This window comes from Streptomyces griseochromogenes (genome assembly GCF_001542625.1).
Lineage (GTDB): Bacteria > Actinomycetota > Actinomycetes > Streptomycetales > Streptomycetaceae > Streptomyces > Streptomyces griseochromogenes.
Window position 1 is genome coordinate 7,415,166 of the sequence record NZ_CP016279.1, and the last position, 22,260, is coordinate 7,437,425.

The window sequence follows — 22,260 nt, forward strand, 5'->3', positions numbered from 1 at the left end:
CGGGTCAGTACGGGTCGGTCTCGGTCACGACACCGAGGAGCTGGAAGGGCAGCTCCTTGTGCCCGTGGGACACGCCGAGGGCGACCCATCTGCCCGAGGCGGGCGCCTGCCAGAGATGGACGTCCGGCACATGCTCGCTCAGACTTGCCCACGGCTCTTCGATGTCCTCGCCCTCCAGCGCGCGGTCGAGGACACCGCGCAGGCTGATGTGCTGCGACTGCCCCCAGCGCGCGGTGAGCCGCTGCACGAGACCGTCCCGGTCGGCCTCGTACTGTGCCGCCGTCTCCTCCCATTCCGTGCCGTCGTCCTCCCAGAACGCGGCACTCGTCCGTAAGGCGGCTATGTGATAGCCGGGACCGCTCTCGCCGTGCTCCCACCCGCCGGGTGCCGCGGGGAACTCCCGGGCACACAGCAGGTCCATGAGGGTCAGGCATTCCGCGATGTCCATGTGATCCAGTAAAGCGGGCCCCACTGACAATTGGCGGGCCGTCAAGCATCCCTGCGGCGGACGCTCCAGGCTCCCGCGCCCAGCGCCGCCGCCGTCCACAGCGCGGTCACCGCGAGCCCGGTCCACGGGCCGAGCGCGCCGTCCCAGGTACTGTGCAGGGCCACCTGGCCGGCCCGGTCGGGCAGGAAGTCGGCGACTCCCCCGGACAGATCACCGACGACGAAGGACACGATCAGCAGGAACGGGATCAGGACGGAGAGGGTCGCCACTCCGCTGCGCAGTACGGCCGCGAGGCCGGCGGCGAACAGCGCCATCAGCGTGAGGTGGAGGCCGCAGGCGACGGCGCCGCGCAGTCCCTCGGCCCAGGACGGGCCGGACGCGCCGAGGACGGCCTTGCCCACCAGCAGGGTCACCGCCCCCGTGAGCAGGCCGACGGCGAGCGCGGGCAGGGCGACGGCCGTGGCCTTCGCGGCGAACCATCGCAGCCGGTCGGGCACGGCGGCCAGCGTCAGCCGCAGCGCGCCGCCGCGGAACTCCGACGACACGGCGGTCGTACCGAACGCGACCGCGGCGATCTGCCCGAGGCCGACGCCGAAGAACGCCGAGTACAGCGGGTCCTTGCCGTCGGCGCCGGCGGCGGCCAGCGCGGAGAACGCGGCGGTGGTGACGAGGATCGCGGCCAGGGCGCCGACGAGCGAGCGCAGTGTCCGGATCTTGATCCACTCGGCGTGCAGGGCGGGTACGAACAACATGCTCAGGCCTCCTGGGGCTGGGCGGTGAACTCGGCCTCGGCCGCGGTCAGATCGAGGTAGGCCTGTTCCAAGGTGGCTTCCTGGGCGGCCAGTTCCAGTACGGGCACGCCCGCCTCCGACATGAGGCGGCCGAGGTCGTCCACGCGTGCGTGCCGTACGGTCCACGTCCCGTCCTCGTCCCGGGAGGCGTCGTGGCCGTGGCGGGCGAGCAGGTCGCCGAGTGCGGCGGCGTCGGTGGTGCGGATCCTGACAAAGGGCCGCACGCGCGCGTGGATGAAGTCCCGCACGGGGGTGTCGGCGAGCAGGCGGCCGCGGCCGAGGATCACGAGGTGGTCCGCGAAGACGGCGGTCTCGTTCATCAGATGGCTGGAGACCAGGACCGTACGGCCCTCGGCCGCGAGCCGGCGCAGCAGCGTGCGGATCCAGACGATGCCTTCGGGGTCCAGGCCGTTGGCGGGTTCGTCCAGCAGGATCGCCTCGGGGTCGCCGAGGAGCGCGGCGGCGATGCCGAGCCGCTGGCGCATGCCGAGGGAGTACGTCTTCACCCGGCGCCCGGCCACGGCGGCCAGCCCGGTCTCCTCCAGGATGGCGTCGACCCGACGGAGCGGGATGCGGTTGCTCGCCGCCAGGGCCCGCAGATGATCGCGCGCGGTGCGCGAGCCGTGCGCGGCCCGCGCGTCCAGCAGGGCGCCCACCCTGCGCAGTGGCTCAGGGAGTTCGCCGTACGGGCGGCCGCCGAGGGTGGCGGTGCCGGAGGTCGGCCGGTCCAGGCCGAGGACGAGCCGCATGGTGGTGGACTTTCCGGCGCCGTTGGGGCCGAGGAAGCCGGTGACACGGCCGGGGCGGACGCTGAAGGTGAGGTGGTCCACGGCCCGCCGGGTGCCGTACTCCTTGGTGAGGTCTCGTACGTCGATGCTGGTCATGGCATCAGCCTGGCCGGGCGAGCGGCGCGGTTCCTCCCCCGCCGGTGGAGATCGTCTCCCCCGTGCGAGGGAGGTCCGTTGTCGGTGCCGCCTGCGAGGATGACCCCATGGCCCGCTTCCTGCGCCCGCTGCTGCGCGGGACGACGTACACACGCCTGCTGCACCTGTGGGTGCCCATGCTGATCGTCAGCGTGTGGCTCTACATCGACCCGTGGGATCCCTGGGTGCCCGCGCTCGTGCTCGTCCCGGTCGGACTCGTGCCCGCCGTCCGGATGGGCGAGGGCGTTCAGGCGCGGCTGCTGCTGACGCCCGGCGAGGAGGAGCCGGGCATCTCCGTGACGCCGTCGGCGACTTGGCGGGACCGGCTGCGCACCGTTCTGTGGCTGGAGCTGCGGATGCTCCTCGGTGCGGCGGCCGTGTTCGCCACGGTGTGGCTGCCGGTCCTCACCTACGAACTGGCGAGGTGCGGGTGGGGGCACACACCGTCCGGTGTTCCACTGCTGGACCAGCTGCCGGCGCACCGGGCGTACGCCCTGCTGGTGCCGCTTCCGCCGCTCGCCCTGTACGGGGCCGTCGTCGGGCTCGGCGCGCTGGTCACCGCCGGCGCGCGCCGGCTCCTCGGGCCGTCCGCCGCGGAACGGCTGGCCGCCCTGGAGGAGCGCACCGAGCAACTGCTCGAACGCACCCGCATCGCACGGGAGTTGCACGACTCCATCGGGCATGCCCTGACGGTGGCGGTGGTGCAGGCGGGCGCGGCGCGGGCGGCGGGGGATCCCGCGTTCACCGACCGGGCGCTGGAGGCCATCGAGGACACCGGCCGGGCCGCCCTCGCGGACCTGGAGCGCGTTCTCGGAGTGCTGCGCGAGTCGGAGCGGCCGGTGAGCGCCCGGCCCACGCTGGCCGACGCCGACCGCCTCCTGGACTCCGCGCGCGCGTCCGGCGCCGAGGTGGATGCCGAGGTGGCAGGGTCCGTCGAGGCGGTGCCGGGGCCCGTCTCGCGGGAGGGGTACCGCATCCTCCAGGAGGCACTGACCAATGTGCTGCGGCACGCGGGGCCCGTACGCGTGCGTGTCCGGGTGTCCGTGGCCGGCGGCAGGCTCGCCCTGGACGTCCGCAATCCGCTTCCGGCGGCGCTGCCCGGGCCGGGCAGGGGGAGCGGGCTGCGGGGCATACGGGAGCGGGCGGCGCTGCTCGGGGGTAGTGCCCGCACCGGTCCGCACGAGGGCGACTGGCAGGTGCGGGCGGAGCTGCCGCTCGGTTGATCTACGCTGGCCGGATGCCGGTCACCGTTCTCCTCGTCGACGACGAACCCCTGGTCCGTGCGGGCCTCCGGGCCGTGCTGGAGGCGCAGCCCGACATCGAGGTGGTGGGTGAGGCGGCCGACGGCGCGGCGGTCATCCCGCTGGTGCGCCGGCTGCGGCCGGACGTGGTCGCGATGGATGTGCGCATGCCGCTGATGGACGGGATCGAGGCCACGCGCGCGGTGCTGCGCACCGTCGACGCGCCACCCAGGATCCTCGTGGTGACCACGTTCGAGGACGACGAGTTCGTGTACGAGGCGCTGCGCGCGGGTGCCGACGGGTTCCTGCTGAAGCGGGCCCGGCCGGCCGAGATCGTCCACGCGGTGCGGCTGGTGGCCGAGGGAGAGTCTCTGCTGTTCCCCGCGTCCGTACGCCGGCTCGCCGCCCGGTACGGCGACGGCGACCGCGCGGCCCGTGCCCCGCTGTCCGGGGCCGGGCTGACGGAGCGGGAGGCGGAGGTGCTGCGGCTCATGGCGCGGGGGCTGTCGAACGCGGAGATCGCCGCACGGCTGGTCGTCGGGACGGAGACGGTGAAGTCGCACGTGAGTGCCGTGCTGGCCAAACTGGGGGCGCGCGACCGCACCCAGGCGGTGATCGCCGCCTACGAGTCGGGATTCGTCGCGCCGGGCTGACCGACGAGGACCGCCGACCCGGTGGAGCCCGGCACTCGCAGGGGTGGGCCGGGCCGAGTACGATCCGGCCAACACGCCCGCGAGCTGGGAGGACGGACGGTGGGGCAGCTGACCGGCGGCGATCCCTCGCTGCTGCGAAGGATCAACTCCGCAGTGGTGCTGCACGCGCTGCGTACCGCGGACTGCGCGACGCTCACCGAGGTCACCCAGGTCACCGGACTGTCCCGGCCGACCGTCGAGGGGGTCGTGGAAGGGCTCATCGAGGCGGGACTTGTCGTCGAGCAGGCGGCCGAGGAGGGCCTCACGCGCCGCCAGGGGCGGCCCGCCCGCCGGTTCCGGTTCCGGGCCGAGGCCGGGCATCTGCTGGGCCTGGAGATCGGCGCCCACCGGGTCGCCGCGCTCCTGTCCGACCTGGACGGGCGGGTGCTGGGCACACAGGCCAAAGAGGTGGACGAGACGGCTCCCGCGGACGAGCGTCTCGACCGGCTGCGCGGCACGGTCGCCGAGCTGCTGCGCCGGGCCGGGGTCGCGCGCAGCTCGCTGCGCGCGGTGGGCGTGGGCACACCGGGCATCGTGGAGGGCGACGGCACGGTACGGCTGGGCACCGCCCTGCCGCAGTGGACGGGCCTCAGGCTCGGCGAGCGGCTCGGCCGCTCCTTCAAGTGCCCGGTGCTGGTGGAGAACGACGCCAACGCGGCGGCCGTCGCCGAGCACTGGAAAGGCGCCGCGACGGAGACGGACGACGTGGTGTTCGTGCTGGCCGGGCTGAGTCCGGGAGCGGGTTCGCTGATCGGCGGACGGCTGCACCGGGGGTACGGCGGGGCGGCCGGGGAGATCGGCGCGCTGCATCTGCTGGGCCGGGAGGCGACCCCCGAGACACTGCTGTCCACCACCGACGAGCCGCTGCACCCGCTGGACGAGCAGGCGGTCGCCGAGGTGTTCGCGCTCGCCCGGGAGGGTGACCAGCGGGCGCGGGCCGCCGTGGAGCGGTTCATCCAGCGGCTCGTGCACGACGTGGCCGCGCTGGTACTGGCCCTCGACCCGGAGCTGGTCGTGATCGGCGGCTGGGCGGCCGGCCTGGACGGCGTGCTGGAGCCGCTGCGCGGCGAACTCGCGCGCTACTGCCTGCGCCCGCCCCGGGTGACGCTGTCCCTGCTGGGCGAGGCGGCCGTGACCACGGGCGCGCTACGGCTGGCCCTCGACCATGTCGAGGAGCAGCTCTTCGCGGTGGACGGCACGGTGACGGCACGCCGCTGAGCCGTCGCTCGCGGACTCGGGCGGAGCGGTACCGCCGACGCGGACGCCGCGCGCCCGGCCGACGACAGCCGGGCACTGCCGGAACGGCGGACCGGTGCCGACGCTGGGGACACTCGACTTGCCGTGGCTCGACCCGGACCCCGGCCCGACGACGCGCCCGATACCACCGACCCCGCCGCCACCGAACCTCGTGCCGTCGCACCGGCCCACGGCGCACCCGACACTGCCGGAACAGCCGACCGCAAACCGAAAGCCGCTCGCCCCCTCCCCCGACCCGCACACCGCCGGCCCCACCGACACCGAGCCCGGTGCCGCCGCCCCGCCGCCACCGCCCCGGAAGCCACCCGGCCGCCCCTCGCCCCCGGACACCCCTGAACTGGCCGACGCCGTCCCGGACGCCGCTGGGACGGCCGATGCCGACCCGTACCCCACCCGAGAGGACGCCGGCGTCCGCATCTCCGTGAAACGCCGCGCGCCCCGGTGGAGTTCCGGGGCGCGGTGGGAGGTGGGGAGGTTCAGGAGGCGCGCTGCTCGGGGTCGTGGTGTATCTCCACGTCGGGCGAGTCGCCGAAGGTGAGCCGGCAGGTGTCGGCACGGTAGGTCGCCACGGAGAGCGCCGCGGTGCGGCCCTCGGCGAAGAAACGGGTGGTGACGACCAGGACGGGGGCGCCGGGCAGCCGGTCGAGGTCCTTGGCGTCGTCCGCGCGGGCCGAGCCCAGCTCGACGGCGCGGTCCTGGCCCTCCAGGTCCAGCCGCTGCAGCTCGCGCAGCACCGCACGCGCGCGTGCCGGGCCGGACGGCGCGTCGATCGCGGTGAGGTCGGGCACCGAGGCGGACGGGATGTAGAGAAGTTCGGTGGCGACGAGCTGGCCGTGGGACATCCGGGAGCGGCGCACGATGTGCATGGGCTCGTCGGGGCCGCTCTCCAGCGCCGCGGCGACAGCGGCGGGCGGCGCGGACCGGGCGCTGTCGGTGGGCTGCCAGGCATCGTCGGCGGCCCCGGGCCAGGCGTGCTGCCGGGTGCCGACGGCCACGCCCACGCGCGGGGGCGCGACGGTGGTACCGACGCCGCGGCGGCGCTGCAGCCGGCCCTCGAGCTCCAGCTGTTCGAGGGCCTGGCGGAGCGTGGCGCGGGCCACGCCGAAGCGGGCGGCGAGGTCGCGCTCGTTGGGCAGGATCTCACCGACCGAGAACTCGGAGTCCAGTGCCTCGCTGAGCACGGTCCTGAGATGCCAGTACTTCGGTTCCGGCACCGATTCCAGCTGCGTGGTCCCCACCCTGTCCTCCGCAAGAGCCGTGGTCCGGCGGTTTTTAGCGCCCTTGTTTATTAAAGGTTGTTGCACTTATCTGCGACCATAGGGCGACCGTCACCCTTGGTCAAGACCAATCCTCGTCCCCCGGGGCCCTGTGCAGGGCCGCGCCGCGGAGCGTTCACGAGGCGTTCGTACGCGATCACGTGTGTGACATCGCGGCAAAGCCCCCGTCGCGCGACGGGGGCTTCCGGTCGACCCGGCTCAGTGTCCGTCCAGGAACCGCAGCTTGTCGGGGTTGCGGATGAGATACACGGTGGTGACGCGGCCGTCGGCGAAGTCCACCTGGACCACACTGTCGGGTCTGCCCCCGGACAGGGTCAGCACCGCGAGAGCGCCGTTGATCTCGATGAGGCGGGCGGACAGATCGGGCGTGCTCCTGGCGGTGACGCCGACGATGAAGCGGCCCACCTTGTCCGCGGAGCGCAGGACGCGCACCGGCGCCTTCGCCTTGCCACCGCTGTCCGCGACCAGCCGGGCGTCGGGCGCGAGCAGGGACATCAGCCCCTCCAGATCCCCCTCGGCCGCGGCCGCGAGGAAGCGTTCGGTCAGATCGCGACGCTGGACGGGGTCGACCTCGTAGCGCGGCCGCCGCTCCTCCACGTGCCGGCGGGCCCGCCCGGCGAGCTGCCGTACCGCCGCCTCGCCGCGGTCGAGCAGCGTGGCGATCTCGGCGTACGGGTAGCCGAAGGCCTCCCTGAGGACGAAGACGGCCCGTTCCAGCGGTGACAGCGACTCCAGGACGACCAGCACGGCGAGGGAGACGGAGTCGGCGAGCAGGGCGCGGTCCGCGGTGTCGGGGACGGTGTCACCGAAGTCGGTGACGTACGGCTCGGGGAGCCAGGGGCCGACGTACGCCTCGGCCCGCGTCCGCACCTGTCGCAGCCGGTCGACGGCCAGCCGGGTGGTGATGCGCACGAGGTAGGCCCGCGGTTCGCGGACCTGCTCGCGGTCGGCGTGGGACCAGCGCAGCCAGGCGTCCTGGACCACGTCCTCGGCGTCGGCGACCCGGCCGAGCATCCGGTAGGCGACTCCCATGAGCAGGGGCCGGTGGTCTTCGAAGACATCGGTCGCGGTGTCTGCGCTCACCGCCCCATCCCATCCGACACGCCCGCCGGTGTCCAGGCGGAATCGGCCCGTCCCGGAGCGGTCCGGATCACAATGTCCGCGGACCGCCGGTGGCCGGCGGCCGGGTCCGGGAGGTGACCGATGCGGTACGCGGTGCTGGGCACGGGCGAGGTGGGCCGGACCCTGGGCGGCAGGCTGGTGGAGCTGGGGTACGAGGTGACCCTGGGATCGCGTACCAAGGACAACCCGGTCGCGCTGGAGTGGGCCATGGCCGCGGGCGGCCGGGCGCACGCGGGAGCGTTCTCGGAGGCGGCAGCGGCGGCCGACGTGGTCCTGAACGCGGTGGGCGGCCGGGTGGCGCTCGACGCCCTTCGGGCCACGGGGGCGGAGCACCTCGCCGGCAAGGTCGTGGTGGACGTGTGCAATCCCCTCTCGTTCGAGGACGGGCAGTTGCGGCTGGACCCGGTGGAGTCGGACAGCGTCGCCGAACAGATCCAGCGGGCCTTCCCCGACGCGCGCGTGGTGAAGGCGATGAACACGGTCAACTGCCGGGTGATGGTGGATCCGGGGCGGGTTCCGGGCGAGCACGACCTGTTCGTGTGCGGTGACGACGCCGGCGCCAAGCGGCAGGTGACGGAGTTGCTCGGGGAGTTCGGCTGGCCGGCCGAGCGGGTGCTGGACCTGGGCGGGATCCGGTCGGCGCGGGCCATGGAGATGCTGCTGCCCCTGTGGTTCGGCCTCTTCCAGAAGTTCGGGCACGCGGACTTCAACCTCGAGGTGCGTCGTGCCCGCTGAGGCCGCACACGGACGACACACCCCGGCACCAGGGGCTACCCGTCGGTAGCAACTGCTGACAAACTGTCTACGGCGTCCCGCAGCCCAGACGAGGAGCACCTCATGTCCGCCACCGTCTCCTTCCCGGTCCCCACCCCGCACGGCCCGAAGGACGTGGCCGTCTCCTACGCGCGCGTGGGCCGCGGTGAACCGCTGGTCCTGCTGCACGGCATCGGCCACCACCGGCAGGCCTGGGACCCGGTCGTGGACATCCTCGCGACGGAGCGCGACGTGATCGCCGTGGACCTGCCGGGCTTCGGCGCGTCCCCGAGCCTGCCGAGCGGTCTCGCCTACGACCTGCCCACGACCAACTCCGTGCTGAGTGCCCTGTTCGAGACACTGGAGCTGGACCGCCCGCACGTGGCCGGCAACTCGCTGGGCGGCCTGCTGGCCCTGGAACTGGGCCGCGAGAAGCTCGTGCGCTCCGTCACGGCGCTTTCCCCGGCCGGTTTCTGGACGGAGGCCGAGCGCCGCTACGCCTTCGCCGTGCTGCTCACGATGCGGGGCATCGCCCGGCGGCTCCCGCTGCCCCTGGTGGAGCGGCTGTCGCGCACGGCGGCCGGCCGTACCGCGCTGACGAGCACCATCTACGCCCGTCCCGCGCGCCGTTCACCTCAGGCCGTGGTCGCCGAGACGCTCGCGCTCGTGGAGGCCACCGGGTTCGACGCGACCCTGCGGGCGGGCAGCACCGTCCGGTTCACCGACGATCTGCCGGGCGTGCCGGTGACCGTGGCCTGGGGCACCCGGGACAGGCTCCTCGTGCGCCGCCAGGGCGTCCGGGCCAAGACGATCATTCCGCGCGCCCGGCTGGTGCGGCTGCCCGGCTGCGGGCACTGCCCGATGAACGACGACCCGGCGCTGGTCGCTCGCGTCATCCTCGACGGCAGCCGCTGACCGGCTCGGACGCAGCGCACCGGAGCCCAGGGCGACCCCGGTCCCCACCAGGGCACTTCCCGCGGCCTGCGCGGGCCCGTAGGAGCCGGTGCCGACGAGCGGGGCGGTACCGGCGGCGGCCACCGGGATGAGTCCGGAGAACAGCGTGGCCCGCTCCGTGCCGAGCCGCTGCATGCCCATGTACCAGCACACGAAACCGACGACGGTGACGACCGCCGCCTGCCACAGCAGCGCGGCGGCCTCGGTGGCGTCGGGTCGACGCAGCCACGCGCGACCGTCCAGGACCGCACCGGCGAGCGCGGCCTCGACGGCGGCCACGGCGCACACGGTCGCGGACAGCAGCCGCGGCCCGAGCGGCCGCAGCACCGGCGAGGCGAGGATCGCGAACCCCGCCTCGCCGCCGAGCGCGCACAGGGAGAAGGCGATCCCGGACCCGTCCGTGCGACCCCAGCCCTGCACGGTGAACGCTCCGACAGCGACGAGCGACGCGCCCAGGAGCACCGCGCGCCGCGGACGGCGCCCGTCGAGGAGCGGGACGAGGACGGCCACCACGACCGGTGCGCAGCCGACGAAGACCCCGGGGACCGCGGGTTCGGCGCCGCGTTCGGCGGCGATGACGACCAGGTTGAAGCCGACCATGCCGATGCCCGCCAGCAGGGCGAGGCGGACCCACTGGCGAGGATCGAGCGCGCGCAGCCGCGGCACCGCGTCCCGCCCCGCGAACGGGACGAGCAGCAGACAGGCCAGGGCGTAGCGCAGGAACTGGCCGCCTGCCCAGGGGTAGCGGCCCAGGACGCTGTTGGCGGTGAAGGAGCCGCCGACGAGCACACAGGCGAGAGCGGCGAGGAGGGCACCGCGGGCCGTGCCGGCCCGCGTTCCGTCGGTCGTGGTCGTCGCGCGGGCGGTAGTGACTTGCATGACGGTGACGCTAGAGAGCGCGGCGGTCCGGATTAAGGTCCACTTCCATGACGTCATCGGGGACCAATGCGGGCGGCCTCGCGGGCTCGGCGGCCTGGGAGCTGCTGCTGCCCGCCGCCTCGGCACCGGCACGCGCGCGTGGCCGAGCGCTCCAGGCTGCGCTGCGCGAGGCGATCCGCTCCGGCCGGCTCGCGCCGGGGACGCGCCTGCCGTCCAGCCGGGACCTGGCCGCCGACCTCGGCGTGTCGCGAGGCCTGGTCACGGAGGCGTACGAGCAGCTGACGGCCGAGGGGTATCTGCGCAGCGGCCGGGGCGCGGGCACCTGGGTGAGCGACGCGGTACGAGCCGCCCGCCCCCGCGCGCGTGACCTCGCTCCCCGCTCCCCCGGCGCCGATGTCGATTTCGTCCCGGGCACTCCGGATCTGTCACTATTCCCGCGGGCCGCCTGGGCCGCCGTACAGCGCGCCGTGCTGGCCGAACTGCCGCACCACGAGCTCGGCTACCCGGACCCGCGCGGACTGCCCCGGCTGCGCACCGCGCTCGCCACGCTGCTCGCCCGTCGCCGGGGCGTGGTCGCCGACCCGGAGCGGATCGTGGTGGTCTCCGGTGTCGCCCAGGCGAGCGCCCTGGTCGGATCCGTGCTCCACGCGCGCGGGATGCGCACGATCGGGGTCGAGGACCCGGGCAGTCCCCAGCACGACGGCCTGTACGCGGCGGCCGGTCTGGGCACCGTGGCGCTGCCGCTGGACGAGGACGGCCTGGCCCTCGGCCCGCTGCGCGCATCCGGTGTACGGGCCGTGGTGACGACGCCCGCCCATCAGTACCCGACCGGGATCGCGTACTCCGCGCGCCGCCGCGCCGAACTGCTCGACTGGGCGCGGTCGGTGGACGGCCTGGTGCTGGAGGACGACTACGACGGGGACTTCCGCTACGACCGCGCTCCCGTGGGCGCCCTCCAGGGCCTCGATCCGGAACGCGTCGCCTACATGGGCTCGGTCAGCAAGTCCCTCGCGCCCGGGCTGAGGCTGGGCTGGCTGCTCGTACCCGCGGCTCTGGCGGAAGAGGTGGTGGAGCGCAAGCGGACCTCGGACCTCGGCCATCCCTCTCTCGACCAGGCACTGTTCGCACGCTTCCTGGAGCGCGGCGACTACGACCGGCAGTTGCGCCGCTGCCAGCGCGCCTACCGCGAGCGGCGCGACGACCTGGTCGCCGCCCTGGCCGAGCACTTCCCCGACGCGAGGGTGTCGGGGATCGCGGCGGGCCTGCACGCCATCGCCGAACTCCCCGAACGGTACGGCCCGGAGGACGACTTCCTGAAACGCGTCGCCGACGCGGGGATCGCCGTACGCCCGCTCAGTGCCTGTACGCACGCGCGTGCCGGGGAGGACGGTGTGCGGCTGGTGCTCGGGTACGCCCATCTGCCACCGGCCCGGATCCGGGCGGGCGTACGGCTGATGGCACGGGCGCTGGCGGGCTGACCGGATCCCAGCGGCGGCCCGGCGGCCCGTTGTTCACTTGTGGTTCGCGTGCGCGCCGCAGCGCACCAGTAGGTGTGGCTCTGCACACTGGCCGGATCCCTTTCCTGGAGGCGCAGCCATGTCCCACCGTCCGTTTCCCGGCCGCCGCAGCGTGCTGCGCGGCTCGCTCGCCGCGTCGGCGGCCCTGACCCTGCCGGCCGGCCTCGGCGCGGCGCCGGCGTTCGCGCTCTCCGGGCGCCCCGAGGCCGGCTGGGGCGTGCAGACGGGCGACGTGACCGCCGACTCGGGCCTGGTGTGGGTGCGTTCGGACCGGCCGGCCCGGATGATCGTGGAGACCTCGGCGACCGAGTCGTTCCGCAACCCGCGCCGATGGCACGGTCCGCTGCTGGGCGCCGACACGGACTTCACCGGCACCACCCGGCTGCACGGCCTGCCCTGCGGCGAGCAGATCCACTACCGGGTGCTGCTCGCGGACCCGGACGACCCGCGCCGCACCGGCGAGCCCGTCACCGGCACCTTCCGCACCGTCTCCCGGCACCGTCGCGACGGCGTGCGGTTCCTGTGGTCGGGCGACCTCGCCGGCCAGGGCTGGGGCATCAACCCCGACCGCGGCGGCTACCGGATCTACGACGCGATGGCGAAGCTGGACCCTGACTTCTTCCTGTGCAGCGGCGACAACATCTACGCCGACGGCCCGATCTCCGCCACCCAGGCCCTGCCCGACGGCAGCACCTGGCGGAACGTCACCACCGAGGAGAAGGCGAAGGTCGCCGAGACTCTCGCGGAGTACCGGGGCAACTTCCGTTACAACCTGCTTGACGAGAACCTCAGGCGCTTCAACGCCCAGGTGCCGTCCATCATCCAGTGGGACGACCACGAGGTCCGCAACAACTGGTACCCGGGCGAGGTCATCGCCTCCACCGACACCCGGTACACCGAGAAGAGCATCGACGTCCTCGCGGCGCGGGCCCGGCGGGCGTTCAGCGAGTACTTCCCCGTCTCCACGCTGCCTCCGGGTGCCAAGGAGGGCCGCGTCCACCGCGTCCTGCGCCAGGGTCCGCTGCTGGACGTGTTCGTGCTGGACATGCGGACCTACCGCAACGCCAATTCGACCGACGACCAGACGGTGGACCCGCAGGGCATCCTCGGCCGTGAGCAGCTGGAGTGGCTCAAGCGGGAGCTGTCCCGGTCGCGGGCCGTGTGGAAGGTGATCGCCGCGGACATGCCGCTCGGCCTGGTCGTGCCCGACCCGATGGAGAACAAGCCGAACTTCGAGGCGGTGGCGCAGGGCGACCCGGGCGCCCCGCTGGGCCGTGAGCTGCAGATCGCCGAGCTGCTGCGGTTCATCAAGCACCGCCGGATCACCGGCACGCTGTGGCTGACGGCGGACGTCCACCACACCTCGGCCCAGCACTACCAGCCCTCTCGGGCCGCCTTCACCGATTTCGAGCCGTTCTGGGAGTTCGTCTCCGGTCCGCTGAACGCCGGTGCGTTCCCGGCCAGCGCGCTGGACGACACGTTCGGTCCGGAGCGGGTGTTCGTGAAGGCGCCGACGGCGTCGAACGTGTCGCCCGCGGGCGGCTACCAGTTCTTCGGCGAGGTCGACATCGACGGCGGCAGCGGCGAACTGACGGTACGTCTGCGCGAGCAGGACGGCACGGTGCTGTTCACGCAGACCCTGCAGCCGGGCCGGGTCGGCCAGTAGGACGACGCGGGGCCGCTGGGCCCCGCACCTCCAAGCCGTGCCGCGCACCGGCGTCGCCGTCCTGGGCGCGGCACGGTTCCCAGCCCTGCGGGCTTCCCCCGACGGGCGATCGTTTTCGCAGGTCAGGCCGATTGTCAGTGGTCGCCTCTACGGTTTTTCCATGACGCGATCACTGGGCTGTCGCCCTGCTGGGCATGGCGCCGGCGGACGCGGCACCCGAGGTGTACGAGGAGGTGCTTCCGCCCGTCCCCGAGCCCACCCGGCTCGCGCCCACGCCGCGGACGGCGCAGGAGCTGGCCGAAGAGATGGGGGCGCTGCCGGCCTCGGGCGGAGACGCGGCCGCGTTCGAGCGGGCGCTGGACGGTCTGATGCGGCACACGTATCAGGGGCACGGGCCTGCTGGAGCCGGCGGAGCTGGTGGCCCGTCTCGCCGAGTACCGACGTCTGGACGCCCGGGTCGGCGCCTGCGACTTCGCCCAGGCCCTGCTGCGGATACGCAGAGACGATCCCGCGGCGGCGGAGGAGGCGGCATCGCGGGCGAAGGCGCTCGGCACCCGGGAGGGCGCACGGCTCGCCCGCCGGCCGACCGCCGATGGCGCGGCCCCGGGCGGACGGCTAGCCCGTCGGCTGCGCACCGGCGCCGCCGCTCCGGAGCAGGCAAGGCGCCGGACCAAGGGCATGCGGATCCTCGTGGAGCCGGAAGAACGACGTGGCTCTCGGTTTCCGGCCGGAAGGGCCACACGCATCAAACAGTAGAAAATCCAACAAAAAGGGCGGAAGCATGCTTTACCCATCGGTCACAAACCGTTCGTGATCACGCAACACCGTTCCTTCACAGTGAGTGCATGACTCCAGACATGTCTCAAGTGACCCGGGCGAAGCACGGACGGCCCGTCCACCACTGGCGACGGGACGTCGTCGAACTCGCCGCCCTGTTCACGGCCGTGGCGGTGGCGGACGCGGTGGCGAACCTGATCGGGCACGGGCCCGACGGTCCGGCACTGCTGATCGTCTCGGCGCTCGTGCTGGCCTCGACCGCGGGGTTCCACATCTGGTGGGCACGACACCACGGGCACGCACCGCCCGCCGAGGATACCGGTGCCCGGCCGGCCGCCGAGCCGCGGCCGGCCGGGCACGCGCAGGACCCGGACGCGACCGCGCGGGACGCGGCAGGGGCGAGCGCGCTGTGGCGGATGCGGACGACGGTGAAGGACGAGCCCGGTTCGCTCGCCGCGCTGTGCACGGCGCTGGCCGGGCGGCGGGTCGACATCCTGAGCCTGCAGACGCACCCGCTGGCCGACGGCACGGTGGACGAGTTCCTGCTGCGAGCGCCGCAGGAACTCACGGCGGCCGAGATCACCCGGGCGGTCTCGTTGGCCGACGGCGCGTCCACCTGGATCGAGCGGGCCGACGCCCACGACCTGGTGGACGCCCCCACACGGGTCCTCGGTCTCGCGACGCGCACCGCGCTCGACGCGGCCGAACTCCCCCTGACGCTGCGGCAGTTGCTGGGACGATGCACAATCCGCTCGGTGCCCGCCGCGCCGGTCGGCGGTGGCCGGGGACCGGAGCCCGTGCCGGTCGAGGGAGTCCTGGAGGACACCGTCATGCGACTGCGGGCGCCGGAGGGCGGTGTGCTCACGGTGGAGCGGCCGTATCTGCCGTTCACGCCGACCGAGTTCGCCAGGGCCAGGGCCCTGGTGGAGCTGGACTGCCGGCTCGGTCCGCGGATCCCGCGCGGCAAGGACGTGCTGACGCTGCCCGAGGGCAACGACATCACCGTGCGCCGGGTGGACACCGGCGACCTGGCGGCTGCCCGGGCGATGCACGAGCGGTGCTCGCAGCGCACCCTCGGCATGCGCTACCACGGGCCGGTCGGCAACGCGGAGCGCTATCTGAACCATCTGCTCAGCCCCCGCTTCGGCCGTACGCTGGCCGCGCAGACCGCCTCCGACCGCATCGTCGGCCTCGGGCATCTGCTGTGGGACGGCGACGAGACCGAGGTCGCGCTGCTGATCGAGGACGAGTGGCAGCGCCGGGGCGTCGGCGCCGAGCTGCTCGGCCGCCTGGTGGCGATGGCGGTGGAGGCGCGCTGCGAGAGCGTGTACGCCGTGACCCAGGCTTCCAACACCGGGATGGTCGCGGCGATGCGCGGACTCGGGCTGCCCCTGGACTACCAGATCGAGGAGGGCACCCTGGTCATCACGGCCCGGCTGGACACCGCCCCCTCCGTCCCGCTTCCGCCGCACGACGGCGCGGGCGAGCGCCTGGGCGGCGGGGCGCGCCGCGACTGACACGCCCACGCACCGCGGACCGGCACATCCTCGCGGGGCCCCTGCGCGGGGGCGGCTCTTCGAGTGAGGTCACCCGAGGTCGCCGCTCCCCGTACAGCTACGCCGGACCAGGGATCCGCCGCGACGGCGCCCGGCCACCACGGCGGTGTCAGGCGGTGTCAGGCGGTGCCGGACACCGCGCCCGCCGCCCGGCGCTCCCCCGGGGCGCTCCGCTCCCCCAGGGCGTGGTCCAGGTCCATCCACAGATCGTCGACGTCCTCCAGGCCCACCGACAGCCGCAGCAGCCGGTCGCTGACCCCGGCACCGCGCCGGTCGTCGGCGTCCACGATCCGGTGGCTGATGGAGGCGGGGTGCTGGATGAGGGTGTCCACGCTGCCCAGGCTGACCGCCGGGGTGATCAGCCGGACCCGGGAGATCACCTCGTGCGGGTCGCCGTGCACCTCGAAGGCGAGCATCGCCCCGCCCAGGCGCGGATAGCTGACACGGGCGACGCGCGGGTCGGCGGCGAGCCTGCGGGCCAGCACGGCGGCGCCGGCGGAGGCGGCCCGGACCCGCACCGGCAGCGTGGACAGGCCTCGGAGCAGCAGGTAGCCGGCCAGCGGATGCAGCACACCACCGGTGGCGAAACGTATCTGCCGAAGTCGTCCGGCGAACTCCTCGTCACAGGCCACCACCCCGGCCAGCACATCGCCGTGACCGCCGAGGTACTTGGTGGCGCTGTGCAGCACCAGCCGTGCCCCCTGTTCGGCGGGGCGCTGCAGGACGGGCGTGGCGAAGGTGTTGTCGGCGAGCAGCGGGACCGTGCCGCAGGCGTGGGCGACGGCCCGCAGGTCGAGTTCGGCGAGGGTGGGGTTGGCCGGGGACTCGACCATCACCAGACCGGTGTCGGGCCGCAGGGCGTCGGTGATGCCGGCCGGGTCGGTCCAGGTCACCTCGGTGCCCAGCAGCCCGGCGGTGAGCAGATGGTCGCTGCACCCGTACAGGGGCCGGACCGCGACCACGTGGCGCAGGCCTTGCGCGGACCGGGCGAGCAGGACCGCACTGAGCGCCGCCATGCCGCTCGCGAAGGCGACGGCGGACTCCGTGCCCTCCAGCCGGGCGAGCGCGGTCTCGAAGCGGGCGACGGTCGGATTGCCGAGGCGGCCGTAGACGGGCGGGCCGGCCGGGTCGGCGCCGTCGGTGGCGAAGGCGTCGATGCGGGCGGCCTCGGCGCGGCTGTCGTAGGAGGGATAGGTGGTGGACAGGTCGATGGGCGGGGCGTGCAGGCCCTGCCGGGCGAGGTCGTCCCGGCCGGCGTGCACGGCCTCGGTGGCCAGTGCCCTGGATGCGGTGCGTACGGCGTCGTAGGCACCCGTGCTCGCTGTGTCCATGGCGGAAGGTTGAACACCGGACGGGTCACAGGATTCGAACACCGTGCTACGTTCGGCCAATGGCTGAATCCGTCGTACTGGATCCGGTGGATCTCCATTTGCTGCGGCTGTTGCAGAACGACGCCCGGGCCACCTACCGGGATCTCGCCGCTCAGGTGGGGGTCGCGCCATCGACCTGCCTGGACCGGGTGACCCGGCTGCGCCGCTCCGGCGTGATCCTCGGCCACCAGCTGCGGCTGGATCCGGCCAAACTCGGACGCGGTCTGCAGGCCTTGTTGTCCGTGCAGGTCAGACCGCACCGCAGGGAGCTGGTGGGACCGTTCGTGGAGCGGATCCGGGCGCTGCCGGAGTCACTGAGCGTGTTCCATCTGACCGGTCCTGACGACTACCTGGTGCATGTGGCCGTGGCCGACATGGCCGATCTGCAACGACTGGTGCTGGACGAGTTCACGTCACAGCGGGAAGTGGCCCGGGTGGAGACCCGGTTGATCTTCCAGCAGTGGGACTGCGGGCCCGTGCTGCCTCCGGCCACGCCCTGAGCTGAATCGGTAATAGATGGGTGACGCAGAGATACTCCCCGTATGAGGATGGGCGGCATGTCTGAGACCAAGAGCTTGCTGCCCCGACAGGTCGCCGACGCCTTCGTCGACGATCTCATCGCCCTCGACCCGGTCACCGGCACCTACCTCGGTGTACAGGAGAGCTCCAGCAGGCTGCCCGACTATTCGCCCGCGGGCCGGGATGCCCTCGCGGAGCTGGCGCGAGCGACCCTCGCGAGGCTCGACGAGGCCGAACGCCTGCCCGGTGCGGACAGTGACGCCGAGCGCCGCTGCGGCCGGCTGCTGCGCGAGCGGCTGACCGCCGAGCTGGCCATGTACGAGGCCGACGAGCACCTGCGCGAGGTCGGCAACATGAACACGCCCGGCCACTCGGTGCGGGACATCTTCACGGTGACGCCGACGCAGACGGAGGAGGACTGGGCGGCGATCGCCGAGCGGCTGCGCGCGGTACCGGCCGCGCTCGCGGGCTACCGGGAGTCCCTGGCGCTCGGTCTGGAGCGCAAGCTGTACGCGGCGCCGCGGCCGACCGCGACCTTCATCGACCAGCTGACCGAGTGGTCGGACACCGACGGCAAGGGCCGCGGCTGGTACGAGGACTTCGCGGCCGCCGGTCCGGACGCGCTGCGCGCGGAGCTGGACGAGGCGGCACGTGCCGCGACCGCGGCCGTGTCGGAGCTGCGGGACTGGCTGCGGGAGACGTACGCGCCGACCGTCGAGGGCGCCGCGAACACGGTGGGCCGCGAGCGGTACGCGCGCTGGGCCCGCTACTTCAACGGCACCGACCTGGACCTGGACGAGGCCTACGCGTACGGCTGGTCGGAGTTCCACCGCCTCCTCGGCGAGATGAAGCGGGAGGCGGAGAAGATCCTGCCCGGCGCCGAGACGCCCTGGGTGGCGCTCGCGCACCTGGACGAGCACGGCCGGCACATCGAAGGTGTCGACGAGGTCCGGGAGTGGCTGCAGGGCCTGATGGACCGGGCCATCGCGGACCTGGACGGCACGCACTTCGAACTCGCCGAGCGGGTGCGGAAGGTGGAGTCGTGCATCGCCCCGCCCGGCGGTGCCGCGGCCCCCTACTACACGCCCCCGTCGGAGGACTTCTCGCGTCCCGGCCGTACCTGGCTGCCGACCATGGGACAGACCCGGTTCCCGGTGTACGACCTGGTGTCGACCTGGTACCACGAGGGCGTGCCCGGGCATCACCTCCAGCTCGCGCAGTGGGCGCACGTCGCCGAGAACCTCTCCCGCTACCAGGCCACGGTCGGCGGGGTGAGCGCCAACGCGGAGGGCTGGGCGCTGTACGCGGAGCGTCTGATGGACGAGCTGGGCTATCTCACCGATCCCGAGGAGCGCCTCGGCTACCTGGACGCGCAGATGATGCGGGCGGCCCGGGTGATCGTCGACATCGGCATGCACCTGGAGCTGGAGATCCCGGCGGACTCGCCGTTCCACCCGGGTGAGCGTTGGACGCCGGAGCTGGCCGAGGAGTTCTTCGGTGCGCACAGCAGCCGGCCGGCGGACTTCGTGGAGAGCGAGCTGACCCGGTACCTGACGATTCCGGGCCAGGCGATCGGCTACAAGCTCGGTGAGCGGGCCTGGCTGCTCGGCCGGCAGAACGCCCGCGAGCGGCACGGTGACGCCTTCGACCTGAAGGCCTGGCACATGGCGGCCCTGTCGCAGGGTTCGCTGGGCCTGGACGACCTCGTCGACGAGCTGTCCCGGCTCTGACCGCGTCGGTGTCCCGACGCCGGGAGCCGTCCTGACCGGTGACCCGGCACACCCCTGCGTCCGGCGGGGACCGGGCGGCCACGGCCGCTCGGTCCCCGCCGGTGGCACAACCGGTGACCAGGCATCGCCGCCCCGGTCTCCTCCAGGTGCCGGGCCACACGCACAAGTCCGGCACCGTCCCGCACCGCCCCGGCGCACACCCCTCTCGGCCGTACGGCCGCCTCCCGGTGGCGTCGGCGGTGGGCGGGCGGCTTGCTGGTGTGCGGGGGCGATGCGAAGGAGGCGGGCCGGGCATGCAGTCGAAGGGGCCGGGGCAGGAGCCGTTGCAGACGCCGCGGGCCGCCGGGCTGGCCGGAGTCGTCTTCGCGCTGCTGCTGGCGGCGGCGATCGTACTGATCCGGCTGGGTATTCCCGAGGGGAGCGCGGTCACGGCTCAGGGCTTCACGGACTCCGGGCGGCGACGCGCCGTACAGGCCGCCCTCGCGCTCGTACCGTTCGCCGGCATCTTCTTCCTGTGGTTCATCGGCGCCGTACGGGCCCACGTCGGGGCGGCCGAGGACAAGTTCCTCGCCACCGTCCTGCTCGGCAGCGGCCTGGTCTTCACGGCCACGATGTTCGGGGCGGCGGCGGCGGCCGACGCCGTACTCGCGGTCGCGCACCCCTCCGGCTCCGCTCCCGAGCTGTCCGCCTGGGACTTCGGCCGCCACTTCGCGTACACGATGATGACGGGGTACGCCATGCGGATGGCGGCCGTCTTCGTATCCTCCATGTCGGCGATCGGACACCGCCTCGGCGTACTGCCGCGCTGGCTGACCGTCCTCGGCTTCCTCATCGCCCTGACGCTGCTCTTCGTCTCCCCGAAGATCCCCTGGTCGGAACTGGTCTTCCCCGCCTGGTCGCTGGTGCTCGGTGTCCACATCCTGGCGGCCGGCCTGCGCGCCGGGTCACGCACCGCGGCGTCCGTGTGACGGGGCCGCGGCGCGAGCGGACGGTGCGGCCGTTCACCCGAACGGCGTGCCCCCGCGCGCGAGGCCCCATTCGCCTCTCCCATGCTGGCGAGCGGGACATGACCGCCGTCCGGGGGTGCCCGCACGTGACCTGGCGGTGCGCACCGGACCTGGCCACCTGAAGGACGGAGCGCCGATGAGGCTCGTCGTCGATCTCAACAAGTGTCAGGGGTACGCGCAGTGCGCGTTCCTGGCGCCCGACGTCTTCGCCATGCACGGCGAGGAGTCACTGGTCTACAACCCGCGGGCGGAGGCGGAACAGCGAGAGCGGCTGGCGCGTGCCGTCGCCGCCTGCCCGGTGCAGGCGATCACGGCCGACGGGCTGGACGGCGCGGATGAGCGTGCCGCGTCCGGCCGTGAGGCGTCCGATGGTGACTGACTATCTGGACTGGCTCAGGCGCGAGGGCCGGATCGTGATCGTCGGTGCCTCGCTGGCCGGGCTGCGGGCCGCCGAGACGCTGCGCGCCGAGGGCTTCGCCGGTTCGCTCACCATGATCGGTGACGAGCCGAACGAGCCGTACGACCGGCCGCCGCTGTCCAAGGCGGTCCTGCTGGGCAAGGCGGACGCGCTCCACACGGAGCTGCCCCGGCGCCGCGAGGTCGACGCGAAGTGGCGCCTCGGCGTCCCGGCGACCGGTCTCGACATGACCGAGAAACGGGTGCGGCTGGCCGACGGGGACCAGGTGGAGTACGACCGTCTGCTGATCGCCACCGGGGTGCGCGCCCGGCCCTGGCCGAAGGAGTCGGAAGCGCAGCTGGACGGCGTCATCCTGCTGCGCACCGGAGGTGACGCGGCCGCCCTGTACCGGCGGCTGAAGGCCGGGCCGCGCCGGGTCCTCGTCATCGGCGCCGGGTTCGCCGGGTCGGAGGTCGCCTCGGCGTGCCGGGAGATGGGTCTCGCGGTCACCGTGGCCGAACGCGCGGGGGCGCCCCTGGTGGGTGCCCTCGGCGGGGTGATCGGCTCGGTGTCCGCGGAGCTGTACCGCGAGAACGGTGTCGACCTGCGCACCGGTGTCATGGTCACCGGTCTGGAGGGCGACTCGGTGGGCCGGGTGAAGGCCGCCCACCTGTCCGACGGAAGCGCCGTCGAGACGGATCTCGTGGTGGTCTCGCTGGGCTCGGTGCGCAACACCGAGTGGCTGAGCGGGTCGGGGCTCGGCGCGGGTCCCCGGGGCATCGCCTGTGACGCGGGCTGCCGCGCCTTCGACTTCCGGGGCATCGTCACCGACGACATCTTCGTCGCGGGCGATGTCGCCCGTTCCCCGCACGCGCTGTTCGGCTACCAGTTCCTCTCCCTCGAACACTGGGGCAACGCCGTCGCGCAGGCCGAGATCGCCGCGCACAACATGATCAGCTCCAGCAGCGACCGCCGCCCGCATCTGTGGGTGCCCGCCTTCTGGTCGTCGCAGTTCCGCGTGAACATCAAGTCCGTCGGTGTCCCGCCCATGGGCGAGCAGATCATGATCACGCAGGGCTCGCTGGCCGAGCGCCGCTTCGTCGGGGTGTACGGCTACCAGGGCCGCGTCATCGCCGCCGTGAGCTTCGACAACACCCGGTGGCTGGAGTTCTACCAGCGGCAGATCGAGGTGGGCGCGCCGTTCCCCGTGGAGTACCCGACGGTCGACCGCCGCCCCGAGGGCCGCCGTCCTGTCCCCGCCGACTTCCCCGATCCGTCCCTGCCGACCCACGGCCCGACCGTGACCCTCAGCGGCTACTCGCCGACCGACCGGCAGCTGGTCTTCGTCCCGGCGCACTGACCCGGCACCCGGCCCCGCCCCTTC

The 22,260-nt window shown here is 73.5% G+C and carries 20 protein-coding genes and 1 pseudogene; 14 read left to right on the forward strand and 7 right to left on the reverse strand.

The annotated features are described in order from the left end of the window. Positions 1-4: 4 nt before the first annotated feature. From AVL59_RS31880 to AVL59_RS31890, 3 genes are read right to left on the reverse strand one after another with little or no spacing between them, the layout of a single operon-like run. A complete protein-coding gene (locus AVL59_RS31880) occupies positions 5-448 on the reverse strand; it encodes a hypothetical protein (protein ID WP_067311471.1) in 444 nt (147 codons plus the stop codon). Positions 449-489: 41 nt separating this feature from the next. Then, the gene (locus tag AVL59_RS31885) at positions 490-1,200 is read right to left on the reverse strand and encodes an ABC transporter permease (protein ID WP_067311473.1); all 711 of its coding nucleotides are present in this window, start codon (positions 1,198-1,200) and stop codon (positions 490-492) included. A gap of 2 nt (positions 1,201-1,202) precedes the next feature. Next, entirely contained in the window at positions 1,203-2,123 is a 921-nt protein-coding gene (locus tag AVL59_RS31890; RefSeq protein ID WP_067311475.1) for an ATP-binding cassette domain-containing protein, read from the reverse strand. Between the two features lie 107 nt (positions 2,124-2,230). Here AVL59_RS31890 and AVL59_RS31895 point away from each other — a divergent pair, with 107 nt between their 5' ends. The 3 genes from AVL59_RS31895 (at position 2,231) to AVL59_RS31905 (ending at position 5,313) form a co-directional block, all read left to right on the forward strand. Beyond that, complete coding sequence (locus AVL59_RS31895; RefSeq protein ID WP_067311477.1) at positions 2,231-3,385, forward strand: sensor histidine kinase; 1,155 nt, start codon at positions 2,231-2,233, stop codon at positions 3,383-3,385. Between the two features lie 14 nt (positions 3,386-3,399). Beyond that, on the forward strand, positions 3,400-4,056 hold the full coding sequence (locus tag AVL59_RS31900; protein ID WP_067311482.1) for a response regulator: 657 nt from the start codon (positions 3,400-3,402) through the stop codon (positions 4,054-4,056). Between the two features lie 99 nt (positions 4,057-4,155). Next, positions 4,156-5,313: an ROK family transcriptional regulator gene (locus AVL59_RS31905; protein WP_067311484.1), complete on the forward strand. Its 1,158-nt coding sequence runs from the start codon at positions 4,156-4,158 to the stop codon at positions 5,311-5,313. Between the two features lie 515 nt (positions 5,314-5,828). Here AVL59_RS31905 and AVL59_RS31910 read toward each other — a convergent pair. Then, a complete protein-coding gene (locus tag AVL59_RS31910; protein ID WP_067311487.1) occupies positions 5,829-6,590 on the reverse strand; it encodes a GntR family transcriptional regulator in 762 nt (253 codons plus the stop codon). 237 nt (positions 6,591-6,827) lie between these two features. Next, positions 6,828-7,712 (reverse strand): RNA polymerase sigma-70 factor, encoded by an 885-nt coding sequence (locus tag AVL59_RS31915; protein ID WP_067311488.1) that lies wholly within the window; start codon positions 7,710-7,712, stop codon positions 6,828-6,830. A gap of 120 nt (positions 7,713-7,832) precedes the next feature. Here AVL59_RS31915 and AVL59_RS31920 point away from each other — a divergent pair, with 120 nt between their 5' ends. Continuing rightward, positions 7,833-8,486 (forward strand): NADPH-dependent F420 reductase, encoded by a 654-nt coding sequence (locus AVL59_RS31920; protein WP_067311490.1) that lies wholly within the window; start codon positions 7,833-7,835, stop codon positions 8,484-8,486. 102 nt (positions 8,487-8,588) lie between these two features. Then, positions 8,589-9,419 carry an alpha/beta fold hydrolase gene (locus tag AVL59_RS31925; protein ID WP_067311492.1) on the forward strand — a complete coding sequence of 277 codons (831 nt, stop codon included), beginning with the start codon at positions 8,589-8,591 and terminating at the stop codon, positions 9,417-9,419. Between the two features lie 519 nt (positions 9,420-9,938). On the opposite strand, the pseudogene AVL59_RS56915 reads toward AVL59_RS31925, so the two are convergent. Continuing rightward, positions 9,939-10,394 (reverse strand): annotated as a pseudogene (locus AVL59_RS56915) (EamA family transporter); the annotation flags it as partial. Here AVL59_RS56915 and pdxR point away from each other — a divergent pair. The 4 genes from pdxR to AVL59_RS31950 all read left to right on the forward strand — a co-directional run bounded on the left by pdxR (position 10,385) and on the right by AVL59_RS31950 (position 15,814). Next, entirely contained in the window at positions 10,385-11,815 is a 1,431-nt protein-coding gene (gene pdxR, locus AVL59_RS31935) for a MocR-like pyridoxine biosynthesis transcription factor PdxR (RefSeq protein ID WP_067311494.1), read from the forward strand. The pseudogene AVL59_RS56915 and the gene pdxR sit on opposite strands and share 10 nt — an antisense overlap. A gap of 118 nt (positions 11,816-11,933) precedes the next feature. Further along, a complete protein-coding gene (locus AVL59_RS31940; protein ID WP_067311495.1) occupies positions 11,934-13,520 on the forward strand; it encodes an alkaline phosphatase D family protein in 1,587 nt (528 codons plus the stop codon). 417 nt (positions 13,521-13,937) lie between these two features. After that, on the forward strand, positions 13,938-14,276 hold the full coding sequence (locus AVL59_RS56735) for a hypothetical protein (RefSeq protein ID WP_067311499.1): 339 nt from the start codon (positions 13,938-13,940) through the stop codon (positions 14,274-14,276). A gap of 89 nt (positions 14,277-14,365) precedes the next feature. Further along, positions 14,366-15,814, forward strand: a complete 1,449-nt coding sequence (locus AVL59_RS31950; protein ID WP_167549307.1) for a GNAT family N-acetyltransferase — start codon at positions 14,366-14,368, stop codon at positions 15,812-15,814. A 158-nt stretch (positions 15,815-15,972) separates the two neighbouring features. On the opposite strand, the gene AVL59_RS31955 is transcribed toward AVL59_RS31950, so the two are convergent. Continuing rightward, positions 15,973-17,184, reverse strand: a complete 1,212-nt coding sequence (locus AVL59_RS31955; protein WP_067311504.1) for a trans-sulfuration enzyme family protein — start codon at positions 17,182-17,184, stop codon at positions 15,973-15,975. Between the two features lie 59 nt (positions 17,185-17,243). Here AVL59_RS31955 and AVL59_RS31960 point away from each other — a divergent pair, with 59 nt between their 5' ends. From AVL59_RS31960 to AVL59_RS31980, 5 genes are all read left to right on the forward strand, one after another. Then, a complete protein-coding gene (locus AVL59_RS31960; protein WP_067311508.1) occupies positions 17,244-17,723 on the forward strand; it encodes an Lrp/AsnC family transcriptional regulator in 480 nt (159 codons plus the stop codon). A gap of 57 nt (positions 17,724-17,780) precedes the next feature. Next, positions 17,781-19,472 carry a DUF885 domain-containing protein gene (locus AVL59_RS31965; RefSeq protein ID WP_067311511.1) on the forward strand — a complete coding sequence of 564 codons (1,692 nt, stop codon included), beginning with the start codon at positions 17,781-17,783 and terminating at the stop codon, positions 19,470-19,472. 293 nt (positions 19,473-19,765) lie between these two features. Next, positions 19,766-20,440: a hypothetical protein gene (locus tag AVL59_RS31970; RefSeq protein WP_067311514.1), complete on the forward strand. Its 675-nt coding sequence runs from the start codon at positions 19,766-19,768 to the stop codon at positions 20,438-20,440. Positions 20,441-20,615: 175 nt separating this feature from the next. Next, positions 20,616-20,858, forward strand: a complete 243-nt coding sequence (locus AVL59_RS31975; RefSeq protein WP_067318011.1) for a ferredoxin — start codon at positions 20,616-20,618, stop codon at positions 20,856-20,858. Then, complete coding sequence (locus AVL59_RS31980; protein WP_067311516.1) at positions 20,848-22,236, forward strand: NAD(P)/FAD-dependent oxidoreductase; 1,389 nt, start codon at positions 20,848-20,850, stop codon at positions 22,234-22,236. Before AVL59_RS31975 ends, AVL59_RS31980 begins: the two co-directional genes overlap by 11 nt. Positions 22,237-22,260 lie beyond the last annotated feature (24 nt).